Genomic DNA, 20,008 nt, shown 5'->3' with positions numbered 1-20,008 from the left:
TGAGCCCGATGAGCCAGGCGGCGCAGAATCTCAACTGGTTGATCACCAACTTCGTGGACAACACCCCCGGGGTGTCGCACACGGTGGTGGTCTCCGCCGACGGACTCCTGCTGGCCATGTCCGAAGGATTCCCGCGCGACCGCGCCGACCAGCTGGCGGCCGTCGCCTCCGGTCTGACGTCGCTGACCGCGGGCGCCTCCCGGATCTTCGAGGGCGGGCCGGTGAACCAGACCGTCGTGGAGATGGAGCGGGGATTCCTCTTCATCATGTCCATCTCGGACGGTTCGTCACTCGCCGTTCTCGCCCACCCGGATGCCGATATCGGTCTGGTCGGGTACGAAATGGCACTTCTGGTCGACCGCGCGGGCAGTGTCCTGACCCCGGATCTCCGCGCCGAGCTTCAGGGAAGTCTTCTTAACTAGTAGACAGACAGTGCGTTTCGCGCCACCGCGCCATAAGGTGCGGTGGCGCGGCCCCACTGGGATCGGCGACCGGCAGTCGGAGGAGGAAACGTGGCAGCACCCACAGGCGGACACCCATACGAGGGTGAGCAGAGGGTTCCGGGTGAGCACGGTGACAACCGTTTCGGCTACCCCACCGCATCCGGCGGCCAGGCCCCGGGGAACTCATATCAGCCATATCAGCAACCGCAGCAGCCGCAGCAGCCGCAGAGCGGCCACGGCGCGCAGGGGTCCGAGTGGCCCCAGCAGCAGCCGGGTTCGCCGTGGCCGCAGCAGCAGCCTCAGCAGCAGCGCTACGACGCGCCCCAGCAGCCGCGTATCCAGCCGGTGCAGCAGCGGCGGGCCCCCGAGCCCGCCAAGCCGGCCGCGCACAATCCGCTGGTCCGCCCGTACGCCATGACCGGCGGCCGGACCCGGCCGCGTTACCAGCTCGCCATCGAGGCGCTGGTCAGCACCACGGCCGATCCGACGCGGCTGCAAGGGCAGTTGCCCGAGCACCAGCGGATCTGCCGGCTCTGCATCGAGATCAAGTCGGTCGCCGAGGTCTCGGCCCTTCTCTCGATCCCCCTCGGCGTTGCCCGGATCCTCGTCGCCGACCTGGCCGAGGCCGGACTCGTCGCTATCCATCAGCCCGGCGGCGACGAGGCCGCCGGCGGCCAGCCAGATGTGACACTGCTCGAAAGGGTGCTCAGTGGACTTCGCAAGCTCTAGCGGCGGAGCGGCCCGCTCCACTACCTCGGCGAAGATCGTGGTGGCAGGGGGCTTCGGCGTGGGTAAGACCACGTTTGTCGGTGCCGTCTCGGAGATCAACCCGCTGCGCACCGAAGCCGTGATGACGTCCGCGTCCGCGGGCATCGACGACCTGACCCACACCGGGGACAAGACCACCACGACGGTGGCCATGGACTTCGGCCGCATCACCCTGGACCAGGACCTGATCCTGTACCTGTTCGGCACCCCCGGCCAGGACCGCTTCTGGTTCATGTGGGACGACCTGGTCCGCGGCGCCATCGGCGCCGTCGTCCTCGTCGACACCCGCCGCCTCGCCGACTGCTTCCCCGCCGTCGACTACTTCGAGAACAGCGGCCTGCCCTTCGTCATCGCCCTCAACGGCTTCGACGGACACCAGCCCTACACCCCCGACGAGGTACGCGAGGCGCTCCAGATCGGGCCGGACACCCCGATCCTGACGACGGACGCCCGGCACCGCGCCGACGCCAAGAGCGCGCTGATCACGCTGGTCGAGCACGCCCTGATGGCGCGCCTGCGCTGAGCCGACCTCCGGTACGTACGAGAAAGGGCCCCGCACTCCTGAGGAGTGCGGGGCCCTTCCGCGTGACGCCGTGCGGGTTCTCAGCCCTGCCAGCTGTGCGGCGCGCGGAAGCCCGGCGTGCGCTCCAGGCGGCGCCAGCCGGCCGTGTCGCGGCCCGGGTGGGCGGGGGCGGACGGCCGGTCGGCGGCGCGGGCCATCAGGACGGCGGTGATGGCCGCCAGCTCCTCGGGGTCGGCGTGCCCCTTCTCGACGCGCAGGACGGACTCGGCGGAAGTCAGGCTCATGGCGGGGTGTCTCCGTCTTCTCGGCAGGGTGTCGTGGACCGTGCGGCGGATCGCGCCGCTGCGGTCGGCGACTACTGCGGGGGGTTGCCGTGCTTGCGGGACGGCAGGTCGGCGTGCTTGTTGCGGAGCATGGCGAGCGAGGCGATGAGCACCTCGCGGGTCTCGGCGGGGTCGATGACGTCGTCGACGAGGCCGCGCTCGGCCGCGTAGTAGGGGTGCATCAGCTCGGCCTTGTACTCCTTGACCATGCGGGCGCGCATGGCCTCGGGGTCCTCGGCGTCCGCGATCTGGCGGCGGAAGATGACGTTGGCCGCGCCCTCGGCACCCATTACCGCGATCTCGTTGGTGGGCCAGGCGTAGGTGAGGTCGGCCCCGATGGACTGGCTGTCCATGACGATGTACGCGCCTCCGTAGGCCTTCCGCAGGATGAGCGAGATCCTGGGCACGGTGGCGTTGCAGTAGGCGTACAGCAGCTTGGCGCCGTGCCGGATGATCCCACCGTGCTCCTGGTCGACGCCCGGGAGGAAGCCGGGGACGTCCAGAAGGGTGATGATCGGGATGTTGAAGGCGTCGCACATCTGGACGAACCGGGCGGCCTTCTCGGACGCCTCGATGTCCAGCACCCCGGCCAGCGCCTGCGGCTGGTTGGCGACGATGCCGACGACCTGGCCGTCCAGGCGGGCCATCGCGCAGATGATGTTGCGGGCCCAGCGCTCGTGGACCTCCAGGTAGTCGCCGTCGTCGACGAGCTCTTCGATCACCTGGTGCATGTCGTACGGGCGGTTGCCGTCGGCCGGGACGAGGTCCAGCAGGACGTCGCCGCGCCGGTCGGCCGGGTCGTCGCTCTCCACGGTCGGCGGGTTCTCGCGGTTGTTGGAGGGCAGCATCCCGATGAGGTAGCGGACCTCGGCGATGCAGGTCTCCTCGTCGTCGTACGCGAAGTGCGCGACGCCGGAGGTCTCGGCGTGGACGTCCGCGCCACCGAGGCCGTTCTGGGTGATCTCCTCGCCGGTGACCGCCTTGACGACGTCCGGGCCGGTGATGAACATCTGCGAGGTCTCGCGGACCATGAAGACGAAGTCGGTGAGCGCCGGGCTGTAGGCCGCGCCGCCCGCACACGGGCCGAGCATCACGCTGATCTGCGGGATGACGCCGGAGGCGCGCGTGTTGCGCTGGAAGATGCCGCCGTAGCCGGCGAGCGCCGAGACGCCCTCCTGGATACGGGCGCCGGCGCCGTCGTTCAGCGACACGAGGGGGGCACCGGCCGAGATGGCCATGTCCATGATCTTGTGGATCTTCGTGGCGTGAGCCTCGCCCAGCGCTCCGCCGAAGATCCGGAAGTCGTGCGCGTAGACGAAGACCGTGCGGCCCTCGACCGTGCCCCAGCCGGTGATGACACCGTCGGTGTACGGCTTCTTGGCCTCCAGGCCGAACCCGGTGGCGCGGTGCCGGCGGAGCTGCTCGACCTCCTTGAACGAGCCCGGATCCAGCAGCAGCTCGATGCGCTCACGCGCGGTCAGCTTGCCCTTGGCGTGCTGCGCCTGGGTCGCGCGCTCGCTGGGGCCACGCCGGGCCTGCTCGCGCAGGGCCAGCAGTTCGGCCACCCGGCCACGCGTGTCGCTCGGCTCACCCTGGGTTTCGTCCACAACGGTCATGCATCGACCCTACGAACCCCGACCCAGAAATCGTGCCGTCGACTCCGTACAGTCTCCTGCCCCGTTTCGTGGTGGGTGTGAACAGAACCATCCCGCCGTGCAGGCGATCCACCAGCGAAACGCCGTTCGACGCTATGGGAACCCTACAAGAGCCGGTGTGCCGTGGACCACACGTCACCGAGGGGGCCCGAAGGCCCCCCCAGTATGGCCCAGCGCTGTTCCCCTCAGGTCCACCGCGCCCGGGCCGCTGTTCGACGGGCGTTCAACCTCCGCAGTGGAAGCGGGCGTTGCCCCAGTCGGCGTGGTCGTTGCCGTTGCCGTCCCCGCCGTCGTCGACGACGAGTTCGACGTACTTCGCGCCGGTGACGTCGGCGGTGAGCTGCCAGGCCGGGTCCGCGGCCCCCAGCACCGGGGAGGTCACCTTCCCCGTGCCGTCGGCGGTGACGGAGAACCGGACGCTGCCGCGACCGGCCTGGACGTCGTCGACCCCGACCTCGGCGGTGAAGGAGGTGCACTTCCCGCCCAGGTAGTAGCGGATCTTCGCCGGGGCGTGAGTGCCGAGGCCCTTGGCGTACGCGACCCCGCCGATCTTCAGCGGGCTGCCGTCGCCGGTCCCCATCTCCCCGTTGGACCGGTCGCGCTCGACGGGTCCCCAGCCGTTCCGCGAGGCCGTCCAGTCGAGGTCACCGGCCCAGCTGTCCTTCGTGGGCGGTGGCGGCAGGGTCCGTACGGAGGTCCGCGCGCCGAGCGTGCGCGGGGAGCCCTGGACGGCGTACGTGGCTTCCGCGCCCAGCTGGTACGTCTCGTACGGGGCGTCGACCGGCGGGGTGACCCGCCAGCTGCCGGTGACCTTCGCGCCCGGGGCGACCGTGTCGAAGGCGAGCGGGCCCGCGGGCTCGGCCTGCCACCCCTCGGGCACGGTCAGCGCCAGCTTCACGCCGGTGGCGGCGGTCGTCTCGTCGTTGCCGAAGACCGCCTCGACGGTGTTCGGAGCGCCCGGCTCCAGGGTCTCGGTGTCGGCGGCCACGCCGAGCGTGCCGCAGACGGCCTCCTTTCCGGCCGGGGCCGGTCCGAGGTCGGTCACGGTGAACGCGTCGAGCACGAAGTCCGCGCCTTCGGGTGCCCCGGCCCGCTTCCGCAGCCCGGTCCAGGTGTCGCCGCAGCCCGCGGTGAGGGTCTGGCTGAAGTGGCCGGTGGTGCGCTGCTGCCCGACGGGGGTGGCGCGGGTCTCGGTGGAGGTGGCCCTGCCGCCCGCGACCCGGTCGTAGCCGTCGACCCAGGTGTAGGCCCCGGCGTGGCTGGACTGGTAGTCGAACTCCACCCGGTAGCGGCGGCCGTCCTCCATCGGGACGGTCCAGGGGGCGGTGCGGTGGACGAGCCCGGTGTTCTCCTCGTGGGACTTCAGGGACTCCTTGCCGCCGAGCACGTCGTCGATCAACTTCCCGTTCCAGCCGGACCCGGTGTACGGGGCGTGGAGCTGGGAGATGCTGGTGCGGGGGTCGGTGGAGCCGCCCGCGTCGCCCTTGAGGAAGGGGCCCCAGCCCTGGTCGACCGCCTCGAAGTCCTCGTACACGAGGGTGCCGGGGCGGGTCGCGGGGGCGTTCTCGACGATCCGTACGTCATCGGCGCGGACCGTCGCCGGGGAGCCCGCCGCCGCCTCGACGCGCAGGGTGGTGCGGCCGCTCGCCGGGGCGGTGAAGGTGACCTTGGCTCGCTGGAAGCAGGTGCCGTGCCAGTCGGACGCGGCGACGAAGTCCTTGGCCGTGGAGCGCTCGACGGCCACCGACTTCCCGCCCGCGCTCAGGACCGTACGGCGGGATTGGCCGGGCTTCACCTCGATGAGAGCGGACGCGGTGTAGCGCCTGCCGGGCTTGAGGCCGGTGACGGGCTGGGAGAGGGCGGCGGCGGGGGTGCCGGAGAGGGCGGCGCTGTTGCGGCCCTGCTCGTCGGTGTCCCGTACGACCGTGCCGGTCTTCGTCCAGCCCTTCAGCGTACGGTCGTTGAAGCCGGGGTCCTCCAGGGGCGTGCCCTGGCCCCATTCAACAGAGGCCTTCTTCGGAGCACGGTCCGGGTGGAGGACGTAGGGCTGTCCGGCGGTGGCGGTGAGCGTGATCTTCCCGTTCACCGGGCGGACGGTGGCGGCCTTCTTCCGCCCGTTGTCGCTCAGCTCGTAGACCGTGTACGGGCCCTTGCCGGGCACCTCCCAGGTGCTGGTGCCCCCGGTCTCGCTGTAGTGGTAGAGCTTCTTGCCGCCGTCCCACGGCAGCAGGTAGCCGGTGCCGCTGAGCACCTTGCGGCCGTGGTCGTAGAAGGTCCGCTTCCCGTCCTCGACCGTGCCGCGCACACCTCCGGTGAAGGTGATGTCGTTGCCGTCCCAGCGGGTGATCTTCTGCTGCTGGAGGTACTTGGCGGGGAGGTTGCTCTGCCAGATACTGGCGGTGAAGGCGTTCCAGTCGGTCTCACCCGTCCAGCCCTCGAACTCCTCCAGGACGCTCTGGCCGAGGACCGGGTGCTTGTTCCAGATGTCCTTCTCGCCGTTGCGGATGAACCGGATGATCTGCGAGTTGAGGCCCTTGTTGGTGGCGCCGCCGTAGTTCAGGTCGTTGGCCCAGTGCGACCAGAGCGAGGCGCGCTCGAACTTGTCGGCCCACTCGGTGCCCACGGTCCAGCCCTGCTTCTGGACGGACCGGATGGTCTTGTCGGCGATCCAGCCGTGGCTGTAGTAGACGTCGATGTAGAGGAAGTCGAGGTTCTGGTCGGTCTCGTCGCGCAGCTGCTGGAAGCGCCTGGCCAGGTCGCCGCTGTTGATGTCGCGGCGCTGGTCGATGTAGTAGCTCTGGTTGAGCCAGTTCCAGCCGGGCTTGGTCTTGTCGACGAGCTGCTCGCTGAAGGCGTGGGCCTCCGGGTAGGACTCGGTGGCGTTGACGTGGACGCCGAAGCCGGCGCCCCACTTCCTGCCCTCCTTCAGCAGGGTGTTGAGGTCCTTGAGGCCGCCGGCCCGCTTGTTGTAGTTGCCGCCGTAGTCCGGGTGGGCGGAGTCGTGGCCCTCGGAGCCGTACCCCTTGAGGATGGCGAGCTGGCCGAGACCGTCGGTGGCTTGGGAGATCCGCTTGACGTCGTCGAGGGTGCGCAGGAAGGGGTGGGTGGCCTGGCTGGCGAAGTTGAACGGGATGTGGGTGACGACCCGGTCGGCGGTCTCCTCGCTGCCGGGGGCGGTGATGCCGATGGAGCGGAAGGCGATCGCCCCGTCCTGCCAGTCGACGGTCCGGTCGCCGTTGGCGTCCGGGGTGACGACGACCTTGGCCCAGGGCAGGTTCTCGCCGCTCTCGGGCTGGGGGGCGCCCTGGCCCCGGTAGGTCCACTGGCCGGAGCTGACGCCGACCCGGACGCCGCTTCCGTCGGCCTCGGTGCGGGCCTGGCGCCAGAAGCGGGCGTCGTCGCCACCGGTGGGGCCGGAGGGCTTGTCGTAGGAGGAGTTGGACTCGACGGCGGCGGCCAGGGAGCCGGTGTTGAGGATCGCGTAGGTGGCGCCGACGGGTGCGGGGTCCGGCTCGGTGGCTCCGGTGACCTCGGCGAAGACGTCGGCGGTGCGGGTGGAGTCCGGGTCGAGCGTCGTGAACGCGGTGGCGGCGCCGGGCTCGGTGGACCCGACGGAGATCAGGTCGTGCCCGGGGATGTCGATGGTGCCCACCCGGAACGCGGCGGTGTCTCTGACGGCGGTCACCTTGAAGGTGGTGGTCCGGCCGGAGACGGTGAGCGAGGCGTCGATCTCGACGCCCGGGAGACCGCCGAAGGCGAGGGTGTAGCGGGCGGCGGAGGCGGACACCTTCGGCGCGCCCTTGAGCTTCACCGGGTGGGCGGTGCCGTTGAGGGTGACGGCGGTGACCGGCCGCGTACTGCCGAGGAGCCGCGTGCCACCGGCCTTGGCGGTGTACGACAGGACGCGCGGGAAGTCGTCGGCCACGGCGACGGTGAGGTGGGGGGAGGCGATGGTGGCGGAGCCGCTGGGCTCGGCCGCCGGTGCGGGGGACGGATCGGCGGCTGCGGCGGGGAGGGCGGTCCCCACGAGCGCCAGGACGGCTGCTGCGGCGACGGCGACCAGGCCGGCGGAGGGGAATCTTGGCGACATGGCCCCTGAGTAGCCGTCGTGTCGGGACACCGTCAACGCATGGCGGCAGCGGGGGCCGCCTCCGTCCAACAACCCTGATCCGTAAGTCCAAGTGGCCCGTACCCGGTCGATCATGCTGAGCCACCCGAGCCAGCCGAACGGCACGTCGGTGGCGGACTACTACCGGACGCCGGTGACCAACCACTGGTCCCGCGTGGTCCACGCCAACAGCCCGATCGGCTACGCCTTCCCGTACGACGTCGTCCGCCCGGACGGTGAGCCGGACGTCTCGGGCGCGGCGCACGACGGGAACCCGCGCCGCTTCACGGTGAGCGTGGGGTCCTGACGGCCCCCGCCGCCGGGAGGTGAGTGCCCCTGCCGGGCCCGGCCGGCGGGGGCACTCCCACGTCCGGCCGGCATGGGCACCTCGGGCCGACAACACACCCTCAATTCATACTATTCACGGCATCCTTGACTTTCGTTTCGGCGTCCCGGAAACGTTCGGTATGCGAAAGAACAGGCTCCCCCACCGCACGCTCGCGGTCCTCGCCGCCGGGCTCCTGCTGGCCGCCCCCGCCTACGCCCACGCCGCTCCCCCGCCCCCCACCTCCCAGGGCCTGCGCACCTTCCAGCAGAGTTACGGCCTCACCCCCACCGGCCGCGTGGACACCGCGACGGCCCACCTGCTCAGGACGGCTCCGGACAGCGAGCTGCGGGCGGTCTTCGCCGACCCGTCCGACCTGGGTCCGGAACAGCTCGCGCACGCGCGTACGGTCATCGGCGTCGGCAAAGGGGCGGACCTCCCGGAGCAGGCCCAGGTGATCGCCCTGATGACGGCCATGCAGGAGTCGAAGTTCGTCAACTACACGAGCGCCGTGGACCACGACTCGCTCGGCATCTTCCAGCAGCGCCCGAGCATGGGCTGGGGTACGGCGAAGCAGATCACCCATGTCCCGACCGCGTCGAAGTCCTTCTACGGGCTGCCCTCGCCGACCAGGAACCCGGGGCTGCTCCAGATCGACGGCTGGGAGTCGATGGATCCGGGTGCCGCGTGCCAGGCGGTGCAGCGGTCCGCGCACCCCGACCGGTACGCACAGTGGGAGCGGTTCGCCCGGGACCTGCTGGAGCGGGAGGGACCGACCGTGGACCCGATCGACTGATCGCCGACGACCCGACCGGCTGACACCGCTCGATCCGGGCGACCGGCCCCCGTCGACCTGATCGGCTGATCCCCGCACGCGAGCGGACCGCCCCTGGCACGGGGCGGTCCGCCCCCTCGGCCGGCTGGTCAGCAGCCGCCGCAGTTGTAGTAGGTCACGTCCCAGTGGTTGCCCTCGTCGGCGTAGATGTTGCCGGAGCCGGACCGGTACTGGCGGGCGCCGTCGCCCCGTACGCCGATGTAGGTGAAGACGCCGGTGACGTAGTTGGTCAGGCAGGTGCTCTTGGCGAAGTCGAGCTTGTAGCCGTTCCAGTGCGAGTACGTGCCGCCGGCGTGCCCGGTCTCCGTGCCGCCGGTGATCCTCAGCGCGCAGCCGGTGGCGCTCTTGAGGGTCTGGGCGCCCTGGGCGGTCGGCAGGTTGAGCTGGTCGAAGGACGTGCAGGTGGGGACGTTGCGGTTGGAGCAGCCACCCGAGGACGACCAGGTGATCCCGGAGGAGCTGAACCGGGAGGTCGCCTGCGCGTGGGTCAGCTTGGTGACGGCGTGCGCCTCGGTGGCACCGCTGCCGAGGGCACCGACACCGGGGACGAAGAGGGCGCCGAGGACGAGGGCCAGGGCGGTGAGGGCGGAGCGGAGTCGTGGGCGGTTCATCATGGGGACTTTCCTCCTGCTCATGACAAAACAGCGCGCGTACGGGTGCGGGGCCGCACACGCCTGGCAGGGAGATAGCGCCCGAGCTCTACGCGCGTCCGCCAGAGGGCGACCCCGGGAGCGGCACTCCCTGCGGACGAGAAGGTTGAAAGTTGAACAAGACCGGGTTACAGTCAATCTCGTTGAAGGTTAAACAACACCGGCGACGCACCTGCGCCACCCCCGCGCGGCACCGCTCGCACCCGTCCCCCGAGGAGGAGCCATGGCTCTGTTCACCCGCAAGCCGACCGCCGCCCCGACCGCCGTCACCGAAGCTCCCGCGGTGGACCCGGCGCTGGCCGCCCTGACCGGCGCCTACACCATCGACCCCGCCCACAGCAGCATCGGCTTCACCGTGCGGCACGCGATGGTCACCAACGTGCGCGGCTCCTTCGGCGAGCACGAGGGCACCCTGACCCTGGACGGCACCGACCCGGCGAACTCCTCCGCCGCCATCGACGTGAAGATCGCCAGCGTCGACACCGGCATCGCCGACCGCGACGGCCACCTGGTCAGCGCCGACTTCTTCGACGCCGAGGCATTCCCCCTGATGACGTTCCGCTCGACGCGGGCGGAGCAGCTGGGCGGCGACGCGTACCGCATCACCGGCGACCTGACCATCAAGGACGTCACGCGCCCGCTCTCCATCGACCTGGAGTTCAACGGCTCCGCCACCGACGTCTACGGCAACGAGCGCGTCGGCTTCGAGGGCGGCGCGGACATCCTGCGCTCCGACTGGGGGCTGACGTGGAACGCGGCGCTGGAGACCGGCGGGGTCATGGTCAGCGACAAGGTCAAGCTGACCTTCGACATCTCCGCGATCAAGGTGGCCGCACCGCAGGCGTGACCCGCTCCGCGTACGACAGCGCGCCCCGCACCCGGGAGATCCGGGTGCGGGGCGCGCTCATCGGCGCGTCCGGACGGCGGGGCGCGCTCATCGGCGCGTCCGGACCGGGGGGGTGCCCCGGCGCGCAACCGTTCGCACGCTGGCACCGGCACCGGCACCCGGCACCCGGCACCCGACCCCGGCACCCCGGCACCCCCGCACCTCCGCAACCCCGCACCCCGAAGAAGGCAGGTCAGGGGGCCCGAAGTAAGGTCAACCTAACGGCGCCTGTTCGACCGCGCGCTGTCGCACCCCACGAGTACGGAGCCCTTCCTTGTCGTACGCCGCCGACACCGCCGCCCCCCTCTCCGGCCCGCCGGCCGGGGCCGTGCCCCTGGGCTCGGCGGACGAGCTGCGCGAGATCCTGGGCACCCCGCACCCCATCGTCATCGACAAGGTCCACGACCGGCTCACCGACGACGACCTGGACCTGCTGGCCCGCTCCCCGTTCTGCGCGGTCTCCACCTCCGACGCCGCCGGCAACTGCGACGTCACCCCGCGCGGCGACGGCCCCGGCTTCACCCACGTCCTGGGCCCCGGCACCCTGGCCCTCCCCGACCGCGCGGGCAACCGCCGGGCGGACAGCTTCCACAACATCCTGTCCAACCCGCACGTGGGCCTGCTCTACCTGATACCCGGCGCGATGGACGTGCTCCGCGTCAACGGCCGCGCCCGCATCCTCACGGACGCCCCGTTCTTCGACGCGATGACCGTGAGGGGCCAGCGCCCGAAGCTGGCCATGGTCGTCGAGATCGACGAGATCTTCCGTCACTGCTCGAACGCGCTGCGGCGGTCGGGGGTGTGGGCGCCGGAGACGTGGGAGGGGGCGGCGGCCGACCGCGAGATGTGACAGCCGCAGGCCCCCACCCCGTGGACAACGGGGTGGGGGCCTGCTGTGCGTGCCGGATCGGCGCCTTCCGGAGTGCGGGACGGGCCTCAGGCCTTGTGCTGCATCGACGAGCGGGCGGGGTTCGCCTGCTGTGCCGCCTTCGGGTCCTTCTCGTCGGCCTTCGCGCGCACGCCCTGCTCGATGCGCTTGCCGATCGTGCTGTCGATGTTCACCCAGTACTGGAACGCCCGCTGCAGCACCGGCTCGGTCACGCCGTTGAGCAGATGGCCGACCACGTTGTCCACCAGCCGGTCCCGCGCCGCGTCGTCCAGGACCTCGCGCACCATCGTGCCCGCCTGGCCCCAGTCGTCGTCCTCGGCGTGGTCGACGTAGGCCGCCCGGGTGATGTCCCCGTCGGCGTACCAGCTCGGCGGGGTGCCGTAGCGCTCCGTGTCGGCCGCCGGGCCGCCCTTGGAGTTGGGGGCGTAGACCGGGTCCGTGGTCTTCCGGTACGCCATCGCTCCGTCCTTGGAGTACGTGTGCACCGGGGCGACGGGGGCGTTGACCGGGAGCTGCTGGTAGTTGCCGCCGATGCGGTAGCGGTGCGCGTCCGCGTAGCTGAACAGGCGGGCCAGGAGCATGCGGTCCGGGCTCGGGCCGATACCCGGGACCAGGTTGTTCGGCTGGAAGGCCGCCTGCTCGATCTCCGCGTGGTTGTCCGTGGGGTTGCGGTCCAGCGTCATCCGCCCGACCTCGATCAGCGGGTAGTCGCCGTGCGGCCACACCTTGGTCAGGTCGAACGGGTTGAACCGGTAGTCCTTCGCGTCCTCGTACGGCATGATCTGGACCTTCAGCGTCCAGCTCGGGTACTCCCCGTCGCGGATGTGCTCGAACAGATCACGCGTGTGGTAGTCCGTGTCCGCGGAGGCCATCTGGTCGGCCTCGTCCTGCGTGAACGTCTCGATGCCCTGATCGGTCTTGAAGTGGTACTTCACCCAGAACCGCTCGCCCTGCGCGTTGATCCACATGTACGTGTGGGACGTGTAGCCGTTCATGTGGCGCCAGGTGCGCGGGATACCGCGGTCGCCCATCAGCCAGGTGACCTGGTGGGCCGACTCCGGCGAGAGGGTCCAGAAGTCCCATTGCATGTCGTGGTCGCGCAGGTTGTTGTCCGCCCGGCGTTTCTGGGACCGGATGAAGTGCTGGAACTTCATCGGGTCCTTCACGAAGAACACGGGGGTGTTGTTGCCCACCATGTCGTAGTTGCCTTCGCTGGTGTAGAACTTCACCGCGAAGCCGCGCGGGTCACGCCAGGTGTCCGGGCTGCCCCGCTCCCCGGCGACGGTGGAGAACCTGATCACCAGGTCGGTCGTGACGCCCGGCTGGAACAGCGCGGCCTTGGTGTACGCGGAGACGTCCGCGGTCACCTCGAACTTCCCGAAGGCACCGCTGCCCTTGGCGTGCGGCTGACGCTCGGGGATGCGTTCGCGGTTGAACTGGGCCATCTGCTCGATCAGGTACGAGTCCTGGAGCAGGATCGGCCCGCCCGGGCCGACGGTGAGCGAATGCTCGTCGCTCTCCACCGGGGCGCCGGAGTCGGAGGTGGTCGGCTTGCGCGAGGTCTCGGTCACGTCGTCGTTTCCTCTTGTTTGTCTTCCGCAGACGTGTCGGCGGTGTCTCCTACTGCGGTTGCGCGGATGGCCCTCTGCCAATGTAGGCAGAAGCGGATGAGTCGACCCGTCGTGGCATCGTTCCCACCCGACGACCCGAACGCGTCAGCGGGATCGCTTCCCCGTGACCAGGCGGTAGACGAGCAGAACGATCACCGAACCGACGATGGCGGCGATCCACGTCGACAAGCTGAAGAATCCGTCGATCGAGTCGACACCGAAGATCACCTTGCCCAGCCAGCCGCCGAGCAGCCCGCCCACGATGCCGATCACCATCGTGAGGAGACAGCCCCCCGGGTCCTTGCCCGGAGTCAGCGCCTTGGCGATCAGTCCCGCGAACAGGCCGATGAGGATCCAGGCGATGATGCTCACGAAGTTCTCCCTTTACGTTGCCGACATGCCGGCACCCTCGTGGCTCCCGGCCCCCTCCGCGTATCCCCTCAGCGGACGCTCACACATGCACCACACCCCGCTTGTCACCCGGGGGCGCCACTATTCGTCCGCCCGCGTTACGTCGGACGGCCGAACGGGCCTGGATGGGCCGGGCAAGGACGGGCAAGGACGGGGCCAGGAACCGGAACGAGCTCAGTCCAGGACCGCCGTCGCCTCGATCTCCACCAGGTGCTCCGGTACGTCGAGTGCCGCGACGCCCACCAGCGTGCCCGGCGGGACCGGGGTGACGCCCAGCTTCACCGCCGCCCTGGCCGCGCCCTCCAAGAACTGCGGCATCTTCTCGGGCGTCCAGTCGACGACGTACACCGACAGCTTCGCCACGTCGTCGAAGGACCCGCCGGCCCCGGCCAGGGCCGTCCCGATGTTCAGGTAGCACCGCTCGACCTGAGCGGCGAGGTCTGCACCGACCGTGGTGCCGTCGGCGTCCCAAGCGACCTGTCCGGCGATGAAGACGAGCTTCGAGCCCGTGGCGACCGCGACCTGCCGGTACACGCCGATCTTCGGCAGTCCCTCCGGGTCCAACAGGGTGATGGCCATGTTCCGCGCCTCCTCATGCTCGGGGAGACCGGGATTCTCCGGTCTCTTGTGGTTACTCAGGAACCGTAGGAGAGTCGGCCCTGACGTGGAAGAACGCACTTATGCGTGACGGAGGAACCTCATGGTGACCAAGCAGTTCAGCGGCTCGCCCGACGAGGCGGACCTGCGGCGTGCGGACTCCCTGGCGCGGGAGATCTTCTCGGACGTCGCCAACAAGTGGGCGCTCCTGATCATCGAGGCCCTCGGTGACCGCACCCTGCGCTTCAGCGAGGTGCTCAAGGAGGTCGACGGCATCAGCCACAAGATGCTCACCCAGAACCTGCGCATGCTGGAGCGCAACGGCCTGGTCGGGCGGACGGTGTACCCCACCGTGCCGCCGAAGGTCGAGTACACCCTCACCGAGCCGGGCCAGGGCCTGCGGGGGACGGTCCACCGCATGTGCGACTGGACCCACCAGTACCTCGGCCACATCGAGCAGGCCCGCCACCGCTTCGTGAGCTGAGCCCGGTGCCGGCGGCAGCGACAGGTACAGCTACAGCGGCGACGGCGACGGCGACGGCCTGATTCGGTCAGGTGATCGGCCGTTCGACGCAACGCAAGGCCCCCTCCGCGCGTCTCTCTGGTGTGATGGATTTTCTGGACCCGTCCGATCCGGGCGGCCATGCTTACGAAGAAGTGACCGTGCGGCCCGGCCCTTTGTGGCGCCACGCCTTGTGGGTGGTGGGCGTCACCGCCCTCGGGCTGGGCCTGGGCTGGGCCGGCTCGCTGTTCCGCCTCGGCCCCGACGACTACGGGCTGCTCGGCGCCGCCCCGGGGTCACCCTGGCTCTACCTGGGCGCCTGGGCGGTCACCGGCCTGGCGACGGCAGCCGTGCTGCGGGCCGCGGCGGCCAGGGTGCCGGTCCCCTCCCCGGGCACGATCACCGTCATCCTTCTTCTCGTGGGCACGCGCCTCTCCCTGGGCTGGCGCCCGGAGGCGCCGGAGCTCGCCGCCATGGCGGTAGGTGCGCTGGTCCTGGCGGGCATCTGGGCAGCAATCGCCCTGCGTGCGTACGCCGTTGCGCAGAGGGCACCGAAGGCGGAGCGTCCCGGCCTGTCCTGACGGTGGTTCAGGAGGTCACACCAGGGTCATGCCGGTCTGCTCCCCCCACGCTGTGGGGGATGTGGCGCGAGCCGCACGGCCCGGTGTAGCGCCACCCGGGGCGACGCCCCGTCAGGCAACTTCCCTTCCTCGCCGCTCAGCCGCGCCGCCGTGCCTCCACCGCGTTGCGGGTGTCCTCGGCGATCAGGTCGCCGTTGATCGCGCTTGCCGCCATGAGCCCGGCAGCTACGGCGCCGATGACCTGTTCGGTGAGGCGGGTGACGTTGCCCGCCGCCCAGACACCGGGGACCTCCGTCGCGCCGACCGCGTCGGTGGGGATGTACGTGCCGATCACCTCACCGCCCATCTCCTGTGCGACCGGGACCAGCCCCAGCGATTCGAGTACGGCCGAGCGGGCGGTGAAGCGGGCCTGGATCACCAGGGCCTCACGCGGGATCACCCGGCCGCTTGCCAGGCGTACGCCGGTGAAACGGCCGTCCGCGACCTCCAGCCCCGTCACCTCGCCGTCCACCACAGCCACTCCGCGCGCGGCCAGCTGCTCGTACTCCTCGTCCGTCGGCCCGGGGCCCGTGTGGCGGAAAAGGGTGACGTCGTCGCTCCACTGCCGCCACATCAGCGCCTGGTGTACGGCGAGGGGGCCGGTGGACAGCACCCCGACCGGGCGGTCCGCCACCTCACGGCCGTGGCAGTACGGGCAGTGCAGCACCTCACGCCCCCAGCGCTCGGCCAGACCCGGTACGGCAGGCAGCTCGTCCACGAGCCCCGTCGTCACCAGGAGCCTGCGCGCCTCGACCATGGCGCCGCCCTCCGTCACCACCCGGAAGCCCTGGTCCCCCTCCCCCGGCAGCCGCTCGGCCGAGGCCACCCGACCCTCCACGATCTCCCCGCCGTACCCGGCCACCTCGCCCCGGCCGATCGCCAGCAGCTCGCCCGGCGGGGTCGACTCGCGGCCCAGGTAGTTGTGCACATGGGACGCGGGAGCGTTACGGGGCTCCCCCGCGTCGATCACCAGCACCGAGCGCCGGGCCCGCGCCAGGGTCAGCGCCCCGCTCAGGCCGGCCGCCCCGCCTCCCACGATCACCACGTCGTACCGCTGCTGCTGCATGTCGGTCATGCGGACCACCTCCAGTTGGTGGAGATAGTGCGCGCAGGTCACCCCGGAACGACAAATGTGCTTGCCGAAACGGCAAGGATCACCCGAGGGTGAACTCGCACCACACGATCTTGCCGGGGTTCCGCTCCGCCACCCCCCACTTGTCCGCCAGCGCCGAGACCAGCAACAGCCCACGGCCGCCCTCGTCCTCCACGCCGGGGAGACCGTCCGCCACACGGACCTCGCCGTCGCCGCTGTCGTGCAGCTCGATCCGGAGCGCCCTCTCCATCCGCTCCAGGAAGATCTGGACCCTGAAGCCACGCCCCGGCGGGACGCCGTGGCGGAGGGCGTTGGTCGCCAGTTCGGTGACGCAGAGCAGTACGTCATACGCGCGCTCCTCGCACTCCCAGTCGATCAGCGCCTTGCGGGTGAACCTGCGTACGACCGGGATGGAGCTGCGGTCTCGGCAGTAGAAGGCCGTGCGGAAGTAGGGGAGTTGAGTTGTCTCGTTCATGGTTCCACGCTCACACACCGTCACTACGCTGAAGCAGAGCGGAAGGCCGTACAAAACAATCTGTACGACCTCTGACGGGTGGACAGCGGGGCGAAAAGGGGAGAGCCATCTCATGCAACCGGGAAAGCAGAGCGGCATCAGGCGGGTCACTTCGTGGCAGCTGGTCGGGGCGCAGTTGCGCCACTTCCGCAAACTCGCCGGCCTGACCCAGGCCGGCCTCGCCGAGCGGGTAGGGGTCGGCGAGGACACCATCGCCTCCATCGAACAGGGGCGACGGGCCCTTCAGTTGGACCTGGCCGTCCAGCTCGATGAACTACTGGACACCAAAGGCGCACTGCGCGTCGCGGTGGAGAGGATCCCGAGGAAGGAGCGCTACCAGGCGCTGGTCAGGGACTTCGTGCAGTACGAGCAGGGCGCGGTGAGCCTGTTCTCGTACCAGTCCCAGCTCATTCCGGGGCTGCTCCAGACCGAGGCGTACGCACGCTTCATCTTCGGCTGCAACTACCCGCCGCTCGAAGAGGAGGAGATCGAGAAGCGGGTGGCGGATCGCCTCGACCGCCAGAAGATCCTGGAGCGCAAGCCCCGGCCCATCCTCCACTTCATCCTGGAGGAGAGCATCCTGCACACCCAGCTGGGTGATCCCGAAGTGATGCGGGAGCAGCTTCTTTATCTGCGGCGCTGCATGGATCTGCCGTTCGTCACCATTCAGATCATGCCTCGTAACACTCCTCGGCACGCCGGACTCGCGGGGCCGCTCGTCCTGCTGGAGACGCCCGACCACGATCAGCTCGCCTACATCGACGGCCAGCTGCGCGCAGAGCTGTACGACGACCCGGCCGACGTCAGCGCTCTTATGCAGAGGTATGGGATGCTGCGTTCCCAGGCGCTCACCGTCGAGGAGAGCGCCCGGCTACTGGACGCACTGCTTGACGCACTGCTTGGAGAGACATGTCCCGCGCAGCACACCCGGCCCCCTGCCACACCGCCCTCCACTGGTTCAAGTCCAGCTACAGCAACGGTGACGGCGGAAACTGCATCGAGGTCGCCTACCACTGGCGCAAGTCCAGCTACAGCAACGGTGACGGCGGAGACTGCGTAGAGGTCGCCGCCCACCCCTCCGCCGTCCACATCCGGGACTCCAAGCTGACCGACGGCCCCGTCCTCACCGTCGAGCCCGCCGCCTGGGGCGCCTTCGTGCACAGCAGCAGCACCGCCCTCTAGCCGCCTGTCCGCCCAGTCGGCGCCTTCCTCTCCCGTTCACCGTAGGCAGGGCTCCAGCCTGCCGGACTATCTCGCGGGCTTCCCCATCACCTCCACCAGGGCCGAGAAGCTGTCCGTGCCGTGGCCGGCCTCCATGCCCCGGCGGAACAGGTCGACGACCGCGGCCGGGAGGGCTGTGTCGACGCCCGCGTCGGCGTTCGTTTGCAGGACGTGCTCCACGCTCGCCATCCCCATGGCGAGCCGGTCGACATCGCCGAGGTGCTTTCCGGCGTCGATGCGGTCGGTGTAGAAGGCGAAGAACTGGGTGAGGGAGTTCGCCGTGTCGTCGGCGTGCGGCAGGATGTCGGCCGCCGTCAGACCGTTCGCGCGGGCGAGGGCGATGGCCTGCCAGTAGCCCAGCATGGAGGTCCAGAACATGCCCACGCCGATCTGGTAGAGGAGCGCGGCGCGGCCCGGGTCCTCGCCCTGGTGCTCGGCCCGGCCCGTCAGCGCTTCGAGCACCGGCCTGTGCCGGTCGAACACCTCGCGCGGCCCGCTGTAGAAGGTGGACGACTCGGGCTGCCCGATGCCCGAGGGTGGGACGTTGACGCCGCCGGTGAGCTGTACGGCACCGTGTCCGGCCGCCCAGCGGGCGCCGGTGCGGGCCTCCTCGGGGGTGGCGGAGGTGAGGTTGAGCAGGACCCGGCCGGCCAGGGCCGGAGCGGCCTGCTCCAGTACGTCGTACACCGCCGCGTAGTCCGTGAGGCTGAGGATGACCACTTCGTTCGCGGCCGCGGCGGCGGCGGGGTTCGGCGCGAGGACCGCACCCCGGGCCACCAGGTCGTCCGCGCGGGAGGCGGTGCGGTTCCACACGGTGACCGCGTATCCCCGGTCGAGTAGGACAGCGGCCATCGCCCGGCCCATGGGGCCGAGACCGATGACGGTGACCGTGCGCTGCGTGTTGCTCATGACACTCCCCCTGCTCATGATGCTCTCCTGTTACTAAAACGAACGCTCTATTTAGCGCGCTGCCCAGGAAGCTAGCACAGATCTAGAACGAACGCTCTACTTAGTGCCCGCTACAGTGACACCATGCAGACCGAGACCAGCACCCGGGACCGGATCGTCGTGGCGGCCGCGCGTCTCCTCCAGCGGCAGGGCTACGTGGGCACCGGCATCAAGCAGATCGCCGCGGAGTCGCAGGCCACGCTCGGCTCGATCTACCACTTCTTCCCGGGCGGCAAGGAAACCGTCGCCGTCGCCGCGATCCGCTACAGCGGCCAGGAGTTCGCGTCGCTCCTGCGGGAAGCCCTGGACAGCGAGGCGGACCCGGCCGAGGCGGTGCTCTCCTGCACGCGCCAACTCGCCTCCGGGCTCAGGGAATCGGGCTGGGTCGACGGGTGTCCGGTCACGGCGGCGGCCCTGGAGACGCTCGGCGCCGACTCCGACATCCAGCGGGCGTGCGCCGAGGCGCTGAACAGCTGGGAGCGGCTCGTCTTCGACAAGTTGGCGGGCTGCGGGTTCCCGGCCGGGGACGCCCGGGAGGTGGCGACCACCGTGATCAACGCCGTGGAGGGAGCCGAGGTCACCGCTCAGGTCAACCGGAACGAGGAGCCCCTGTTGGCCACGGGCCGACAGCTGGCCCGCCTCGTCCGGTCGTACGGGATCGAGCCGCCCCGCCCCGGTGCGGACCGGCCGCGTTCCGCCTCACGCAGCGGGACATGACACGGCGGCCCACCGGTTTCCCGGTGGGCCGCCGTGTGCTGCCGGCCGGTTCAGCTGAACCGGGCCTCGGAGAGGGTCGTGGTCACCGTGCCCGCGGTGGAGGAGGTCGTCTCCGCCGCGCCGTCGACGAGCTTGCCGAGTTCGCCGACGTTGTCCAGCGCGCCGACGCTGATGGGCGGCTCGGCAGCGTGAGCCGTGTCCCCGCCTCCGGGGGGCGGGGAGATCGCGGCGATGACCGCTCCGGTGGCGAGGGTGACGACGGCGAGAACGCTTCGCTTCTTCATGCCGGGTTAAACGGCTCGGAGTCCGTAAAGGGCACGCCCCGATTCCCGGAGCGGACCGCCGTCCGCCGCCCGCACCCCGCCGCCTA

General features: G+C 70.3%; 22 protein-coding genes and 1 pseudogene. 12 read left to right on the top strand and 11 right to left on the bottom strand.

From position 1 onward, the window contains the following. Positions 1 to 8: 8 nt before the first annotated feature. From ACIQAK_RS09435 to ACIQAK_RS09425, 3 genes are all read left to right on the top strand, one after another. Positions 9 to 422: a roadblock/LC7 domain-containing protein gene (locus ACIQAK_RS09435; RefSeq protein WP_240111643.1), complete on the top strand. Its 414-nt coding sequence runs from the start codon at positions 9 to 11 to the stop codon at positions 420 to 422. Between the two features lie 90 nt (positions 423 to 512). After that, positions 513 to 1,172: a DUF742 domain-containing protein gene (locus tag ACIQAK_RS09430; RefSeq protein ID WP_366387671.1), complete on the top strand. Its 660-nt coding sequence runs from the start codon at positions 513 to 515 to the stop codon at positions 1,170 to 1,172. After that, positions 1,153 to 1,734: an ATP/GTP-binding protein gene (locus ACIQAK_RS09425; RefSeq protein WP_014048542.1), complete on the top strand. Its 582-nt coding sequence runs from the start codon at positions 1,153 to 1,155 to the stop codon at positions 1,732 to 1,734. Before ACIQAK_RS09430 ends, ACIQAK_RS09425 begins: the two co-directional genes overlap by 20 nt. Before the next feature lie 80 nt (positions 1,735 to 1,814). Here the strand turns inward: ACIQAK_RS09425 and ACIQAK_RS09420 are convergent, their stop codons facing one another. The 3 genes from ACIQAK_RS09420 to ACIQAK_RS09410 all read right to left on the bottom strand — a co-directional run bounded on the left by ACIQAK_RS09420 (position 1,815) and on the right by ACIQAK_RS09410 (position 7,802). Further along, on the bottom strand, positions 1,815 to 2,018 hold the full coding sequence (locus tag ACIQAK_RS09420) for an acyl-CoA carboxylase subunit epsilon (RefSeq protein ID WP_366387670.1): 204 nt from the start codon (positions 2,016 to 2,018) through the stop codon (positions 1,815 to 1,817). A gap of 71 nt (positions 2,019 to 2,089) precedes the next feature. Then, positions 2,090 to 3,673: an acyl-CoA carboxylase subunit beta gene (locus ACIQAK_RS09415; RefSeq protein ID WP_366387669.1), complete on the bottom strand. Its 1,584-nt coding sequence runs from the start codon at positions 3,671 to 3,673 to the stop codon at positions 2,090 to 2,092. A 262-nt stretch (positions 3,674 to 3,935) separates the two neighbouring features. Then, positions 3,936 to 7,802, bottom strand: coding sequence for an endo-alpha-N-acetylgalactosaminidase family protein (locus ACIQAK_RS09410; RefSeq protein WP_366387668.1), 3,867 nt, complete (start codon positions 7,800 to 7,802; stop codon positions 3,936 to 3,938). A 103-nt stretch (positions 7,803 to 7,905) separates the two neighbouring features. On the opposite strand from ACIQAK_RS09410, the pseudogene ACIQAK_RS09405 reads away from it, so the two are divergent. Together ACIQAK_RS09405 and ACIQAK_RS09400 are read left to right on the top strand one after the other, a co-directional pair. Then, positions 7,906 to 8,127, top strand: a pseudogene (locus ACIQAK_RS09405) (beta-1,3-glucanase family protein); the annotation flags it as partial. A gap of 160 nt (positions 8,128 to 8,287) precedes the next feature. Beyond that, positions 8,288 to 8,941, top strand: a complete 654-nt coding sequence (locus ACIQAK_RS09400; RefSeq protein ID WP_366387667.1) for a peptidoglycan-binding domain-containing protein — start codon at positions 8,288 to 8,290, stop codon at positions 8,939 to 8,941. 128 nt (positions 8,942 to 9,069) lie between these two features. Here ACIQAK_RS09400 and ACIQAK_RS09395 read toward each other — a convergent pair whose 3' ends face one another. Then, a complete protein-coding gene (locus ACIQAK_RS09395; RefSeq protein ID WP_366387666.1) occupies positions 9,070 to 9,594 on the bottom strand; it encodes a hypothetical protein in 525 nt (174 codons plus the stop codon). Positions 9,595 to 9,853: 259 nt separating this feature from the next. On the opposite strand from ACIQAK_RS09395, the gene ACIQAK_RS09390 reads away from it, so the two are divergent. Both ACIQAK_RS09390 and ACIQAK_RS09385 read left to right on the top strand, forming a co-directional pair. After that, positions 9,854 to 10,477: a YceI family protein gene (locus ACIQAK_RS09390; RefSeq protein WP_366387665.1), complete on the top strand. Its 624-nt coding sequence runs from the start codon at positions 9,854 to 9,856 to the stop codon at positions 10,475 to 10,477. A gap of 313 nt (positions 10,478 to 10,790) precedes the next feature. Further along, a complete protein-coding gene (locus tag ACIQAK_RS09385) occupies positions 10,791 to 11,366 on the top strand; it encodes an MSMEG_1061 family FMN-dependent PPOX-type flavoprotein (protein WP_366387664.1) in 576 nt (191 codons plus the stop codon). 86 nt (positions 11,367 to 11,452) lie between these two features. On the opposite strand, the gene ACIQAK_RS09380 is transcribed toward ACIQAK_RS09385, so the two are convergent. From ACIQAK_RS09380 to ACIQAK_RS09370, 3 genes are all read right to left on the bottom strand, one after another. Continuing rightward, a complete protein-coding gene (locus ACIQAK_RS09380; protein ID WP_366387663.1) occupies positions 11,453 to 12,976 on the bottom strand; it encodes a catalase in 1,524 nt (507 codons plus the stop codon). Between the two features lie 144 nt (positions 12,977 to 13,120). Continuing rightward, positions 13,121 to 13,387, bottom strand: coding sequence for a GlsB/YeaQ/YmgE family stress response membrane protein (locus tag ACIQAK_RS09375; RefSeq protein ID WP_366387662.1), 267 nt, complete (start codon positions 13,385 to 13,387; stop codon positions 13,121 to 13,123). Positions 13,388 to 13,600: 213 nt separating this feature from the next. After that, entirely contained in the window at positions 13,601 to 14,005 is a 405-nt protein-coding gene (locus ACIQAK_RS09370) for a RidA family protein (protein ID WP_366387661.1), read from the bottom strand. 121 nt (positions 14,006 to 14,126) lie between these two features. On the opposite strand from ACIQAK_RS09370, the gene ACIQAK_RS09365 reads away from it, so the two are divergent. Together ACIQAK_RS09365 and ACIQAK_RS09360 are read left to right on the top strand one after the other, a co-directional pair. Then, positions 14,127 to 14,507 carry a helix-turn-helix domain-containing protein gene (locus ACIQAK_RS09365; protein WP_366387660.1) on the top strand — a complete coding sequence of 127 codons (381 nt, stop codon included), beginning with the start codon at positions 14,127 to 14,129 and terminating at the stop codon, positions 14,505 to 14,507. 125 nt (positions 14,508 to 14,632) lie between these two features. Beyond that, the gene (locus ACIQAK_RS09360) at positions 14,633 to 15,106 is read left to right on the top strand and encodes a hypothetical protein (protein ID WP_366387659.1); all 474 of its coding nucleotides are present in this window, start codon (positions 14,633 to 14,635) and stop codon (positions 15,104 to 15,106) included. Positions 15,107 to 15,242: 136 nt separating this feature from the next. On the opposite strand, the gene ACIQAK_RS09355 is transcribed toward ACIQAK_RS09360, so the two are convergent. Both ACIQAK_RS09355 and ACIQAK_RS09350 read right to left on the bottom strand, forming a co-directional pair. Then, complete coding sequence (locus tag ACIQAK_RS09355; RefSeq protein WP_366387826.1) at positions 15,243 to 16,211, bottom strand: NAD(P)/FAD-dependent oxidoreductase; 969 nt, start codon at positions 16,209 to 16,211, stop codon at positions 15,243 to 15,245. Positions 16,212 to 16,299: 88 nt separating this feature from the next. Continuing rightward, entirely contained in the window at positions 16,300 to 16,713 is a 414-nt protein-coding gene (locus ACIQAK_RS09350; RefSeq protein WP_366387658.1) for an ATP-binding protein, read from the bottom strand. A gap of 112 nt (positions 16,714 to 16,825) precedes the next feature. On the opposite strand from ACIQAK_RS09350, the gene ACIQAK_RS09345 reads away from it, so the two are divergent. Next, a complete protein-coding gene (locus tag ACIQAK_RS09345; protein WP_366387657.1) occupies positions 16,826 to 17,812 on the top strand; it encodes a helix-turn-helix transcriptional regulator in 987 nt (328 codons plus the stop codon). Next, positions 17,749 to 17,934 (top strand): DUF397 domain-containing protein, encoded by a 186-nt coding sequence (locus ACIQAK_RS09340; RefSeq protein WP_366387825.1) that lies wholly within the window; start codon positions 17,749 to 17,751, stop codon positions 17,932 to 17,934. The genes ACIQAK_RS09345 and ACIQAK_RS09340 overlap by 64 nt, the downstream gene beginning before the upstream one ends. 66 nt (positions 17,935 to 18,000) lie before the next feature. Here the strand turns inward: ACIQAK_RS09340 and ACIQAK_RS09335 are convergent, their stop codons facing one another. Next, positions 18,001 to 18,882, bottom strand: coding sequence for an NAD(P)-binding domain-containing protein (locus tag ACIQAK_RS09335; protein WP_366387656.1), 882 nt, complete (start codon positions 18,880 to 18,882; stop codon positions 18,001 to 18,003). Between the two features lie 123 nt (positions 18,883 to 19,005). Between ACIQAK_RS09335 and ACIQAK_RS09330 the strand changes: the two genes are divergently transcribed. After that, entirely contained in the window at positions 19,006 to 19,638 is a 633-nt protein-coding gene (locus ACIQAK_RS09330) for a TetR/AcrR family transcriptional regulator (RefSeq protein ID WP_366387655.1), read from the top strand. A gap of 50 nt (positions 19,639 to 19,688) precedes the next feature. Here ACIQAK_RS09330 and ACIQAK_RS09325 read toward each other — a convergent pair whose 3' ends face one another. Further along, positions 19,689 to 19,922, bottom strand: a complete 234-nt coding sequence (locus tag ACIQAK_RS09325; RefSeq protein ID WP_366387654.1) for a hypothetical protein — start codon at positions 19,920 to 19,922, stop codon at positions 19,689 to 19,691. Positions 19,923 to 20,008 lie beyond the last annotated feature (86 nt).

The sequence above is a fragment of the Streptomyces sp. NPDC088706 genome (genome assembly GCF_044752765.1).
In the GTDB taxonomy this organism is placed as follows: domain Bacteria; phylum Actinomycetota; class Actinomycetes; order Streptomycetales; family Streptomycetaceae; genus Streptomyces.
Note: the sequence above shows the minus strand (reverse complement) of the source record. Positions and strands in the feature narration are given on the sequence as shown.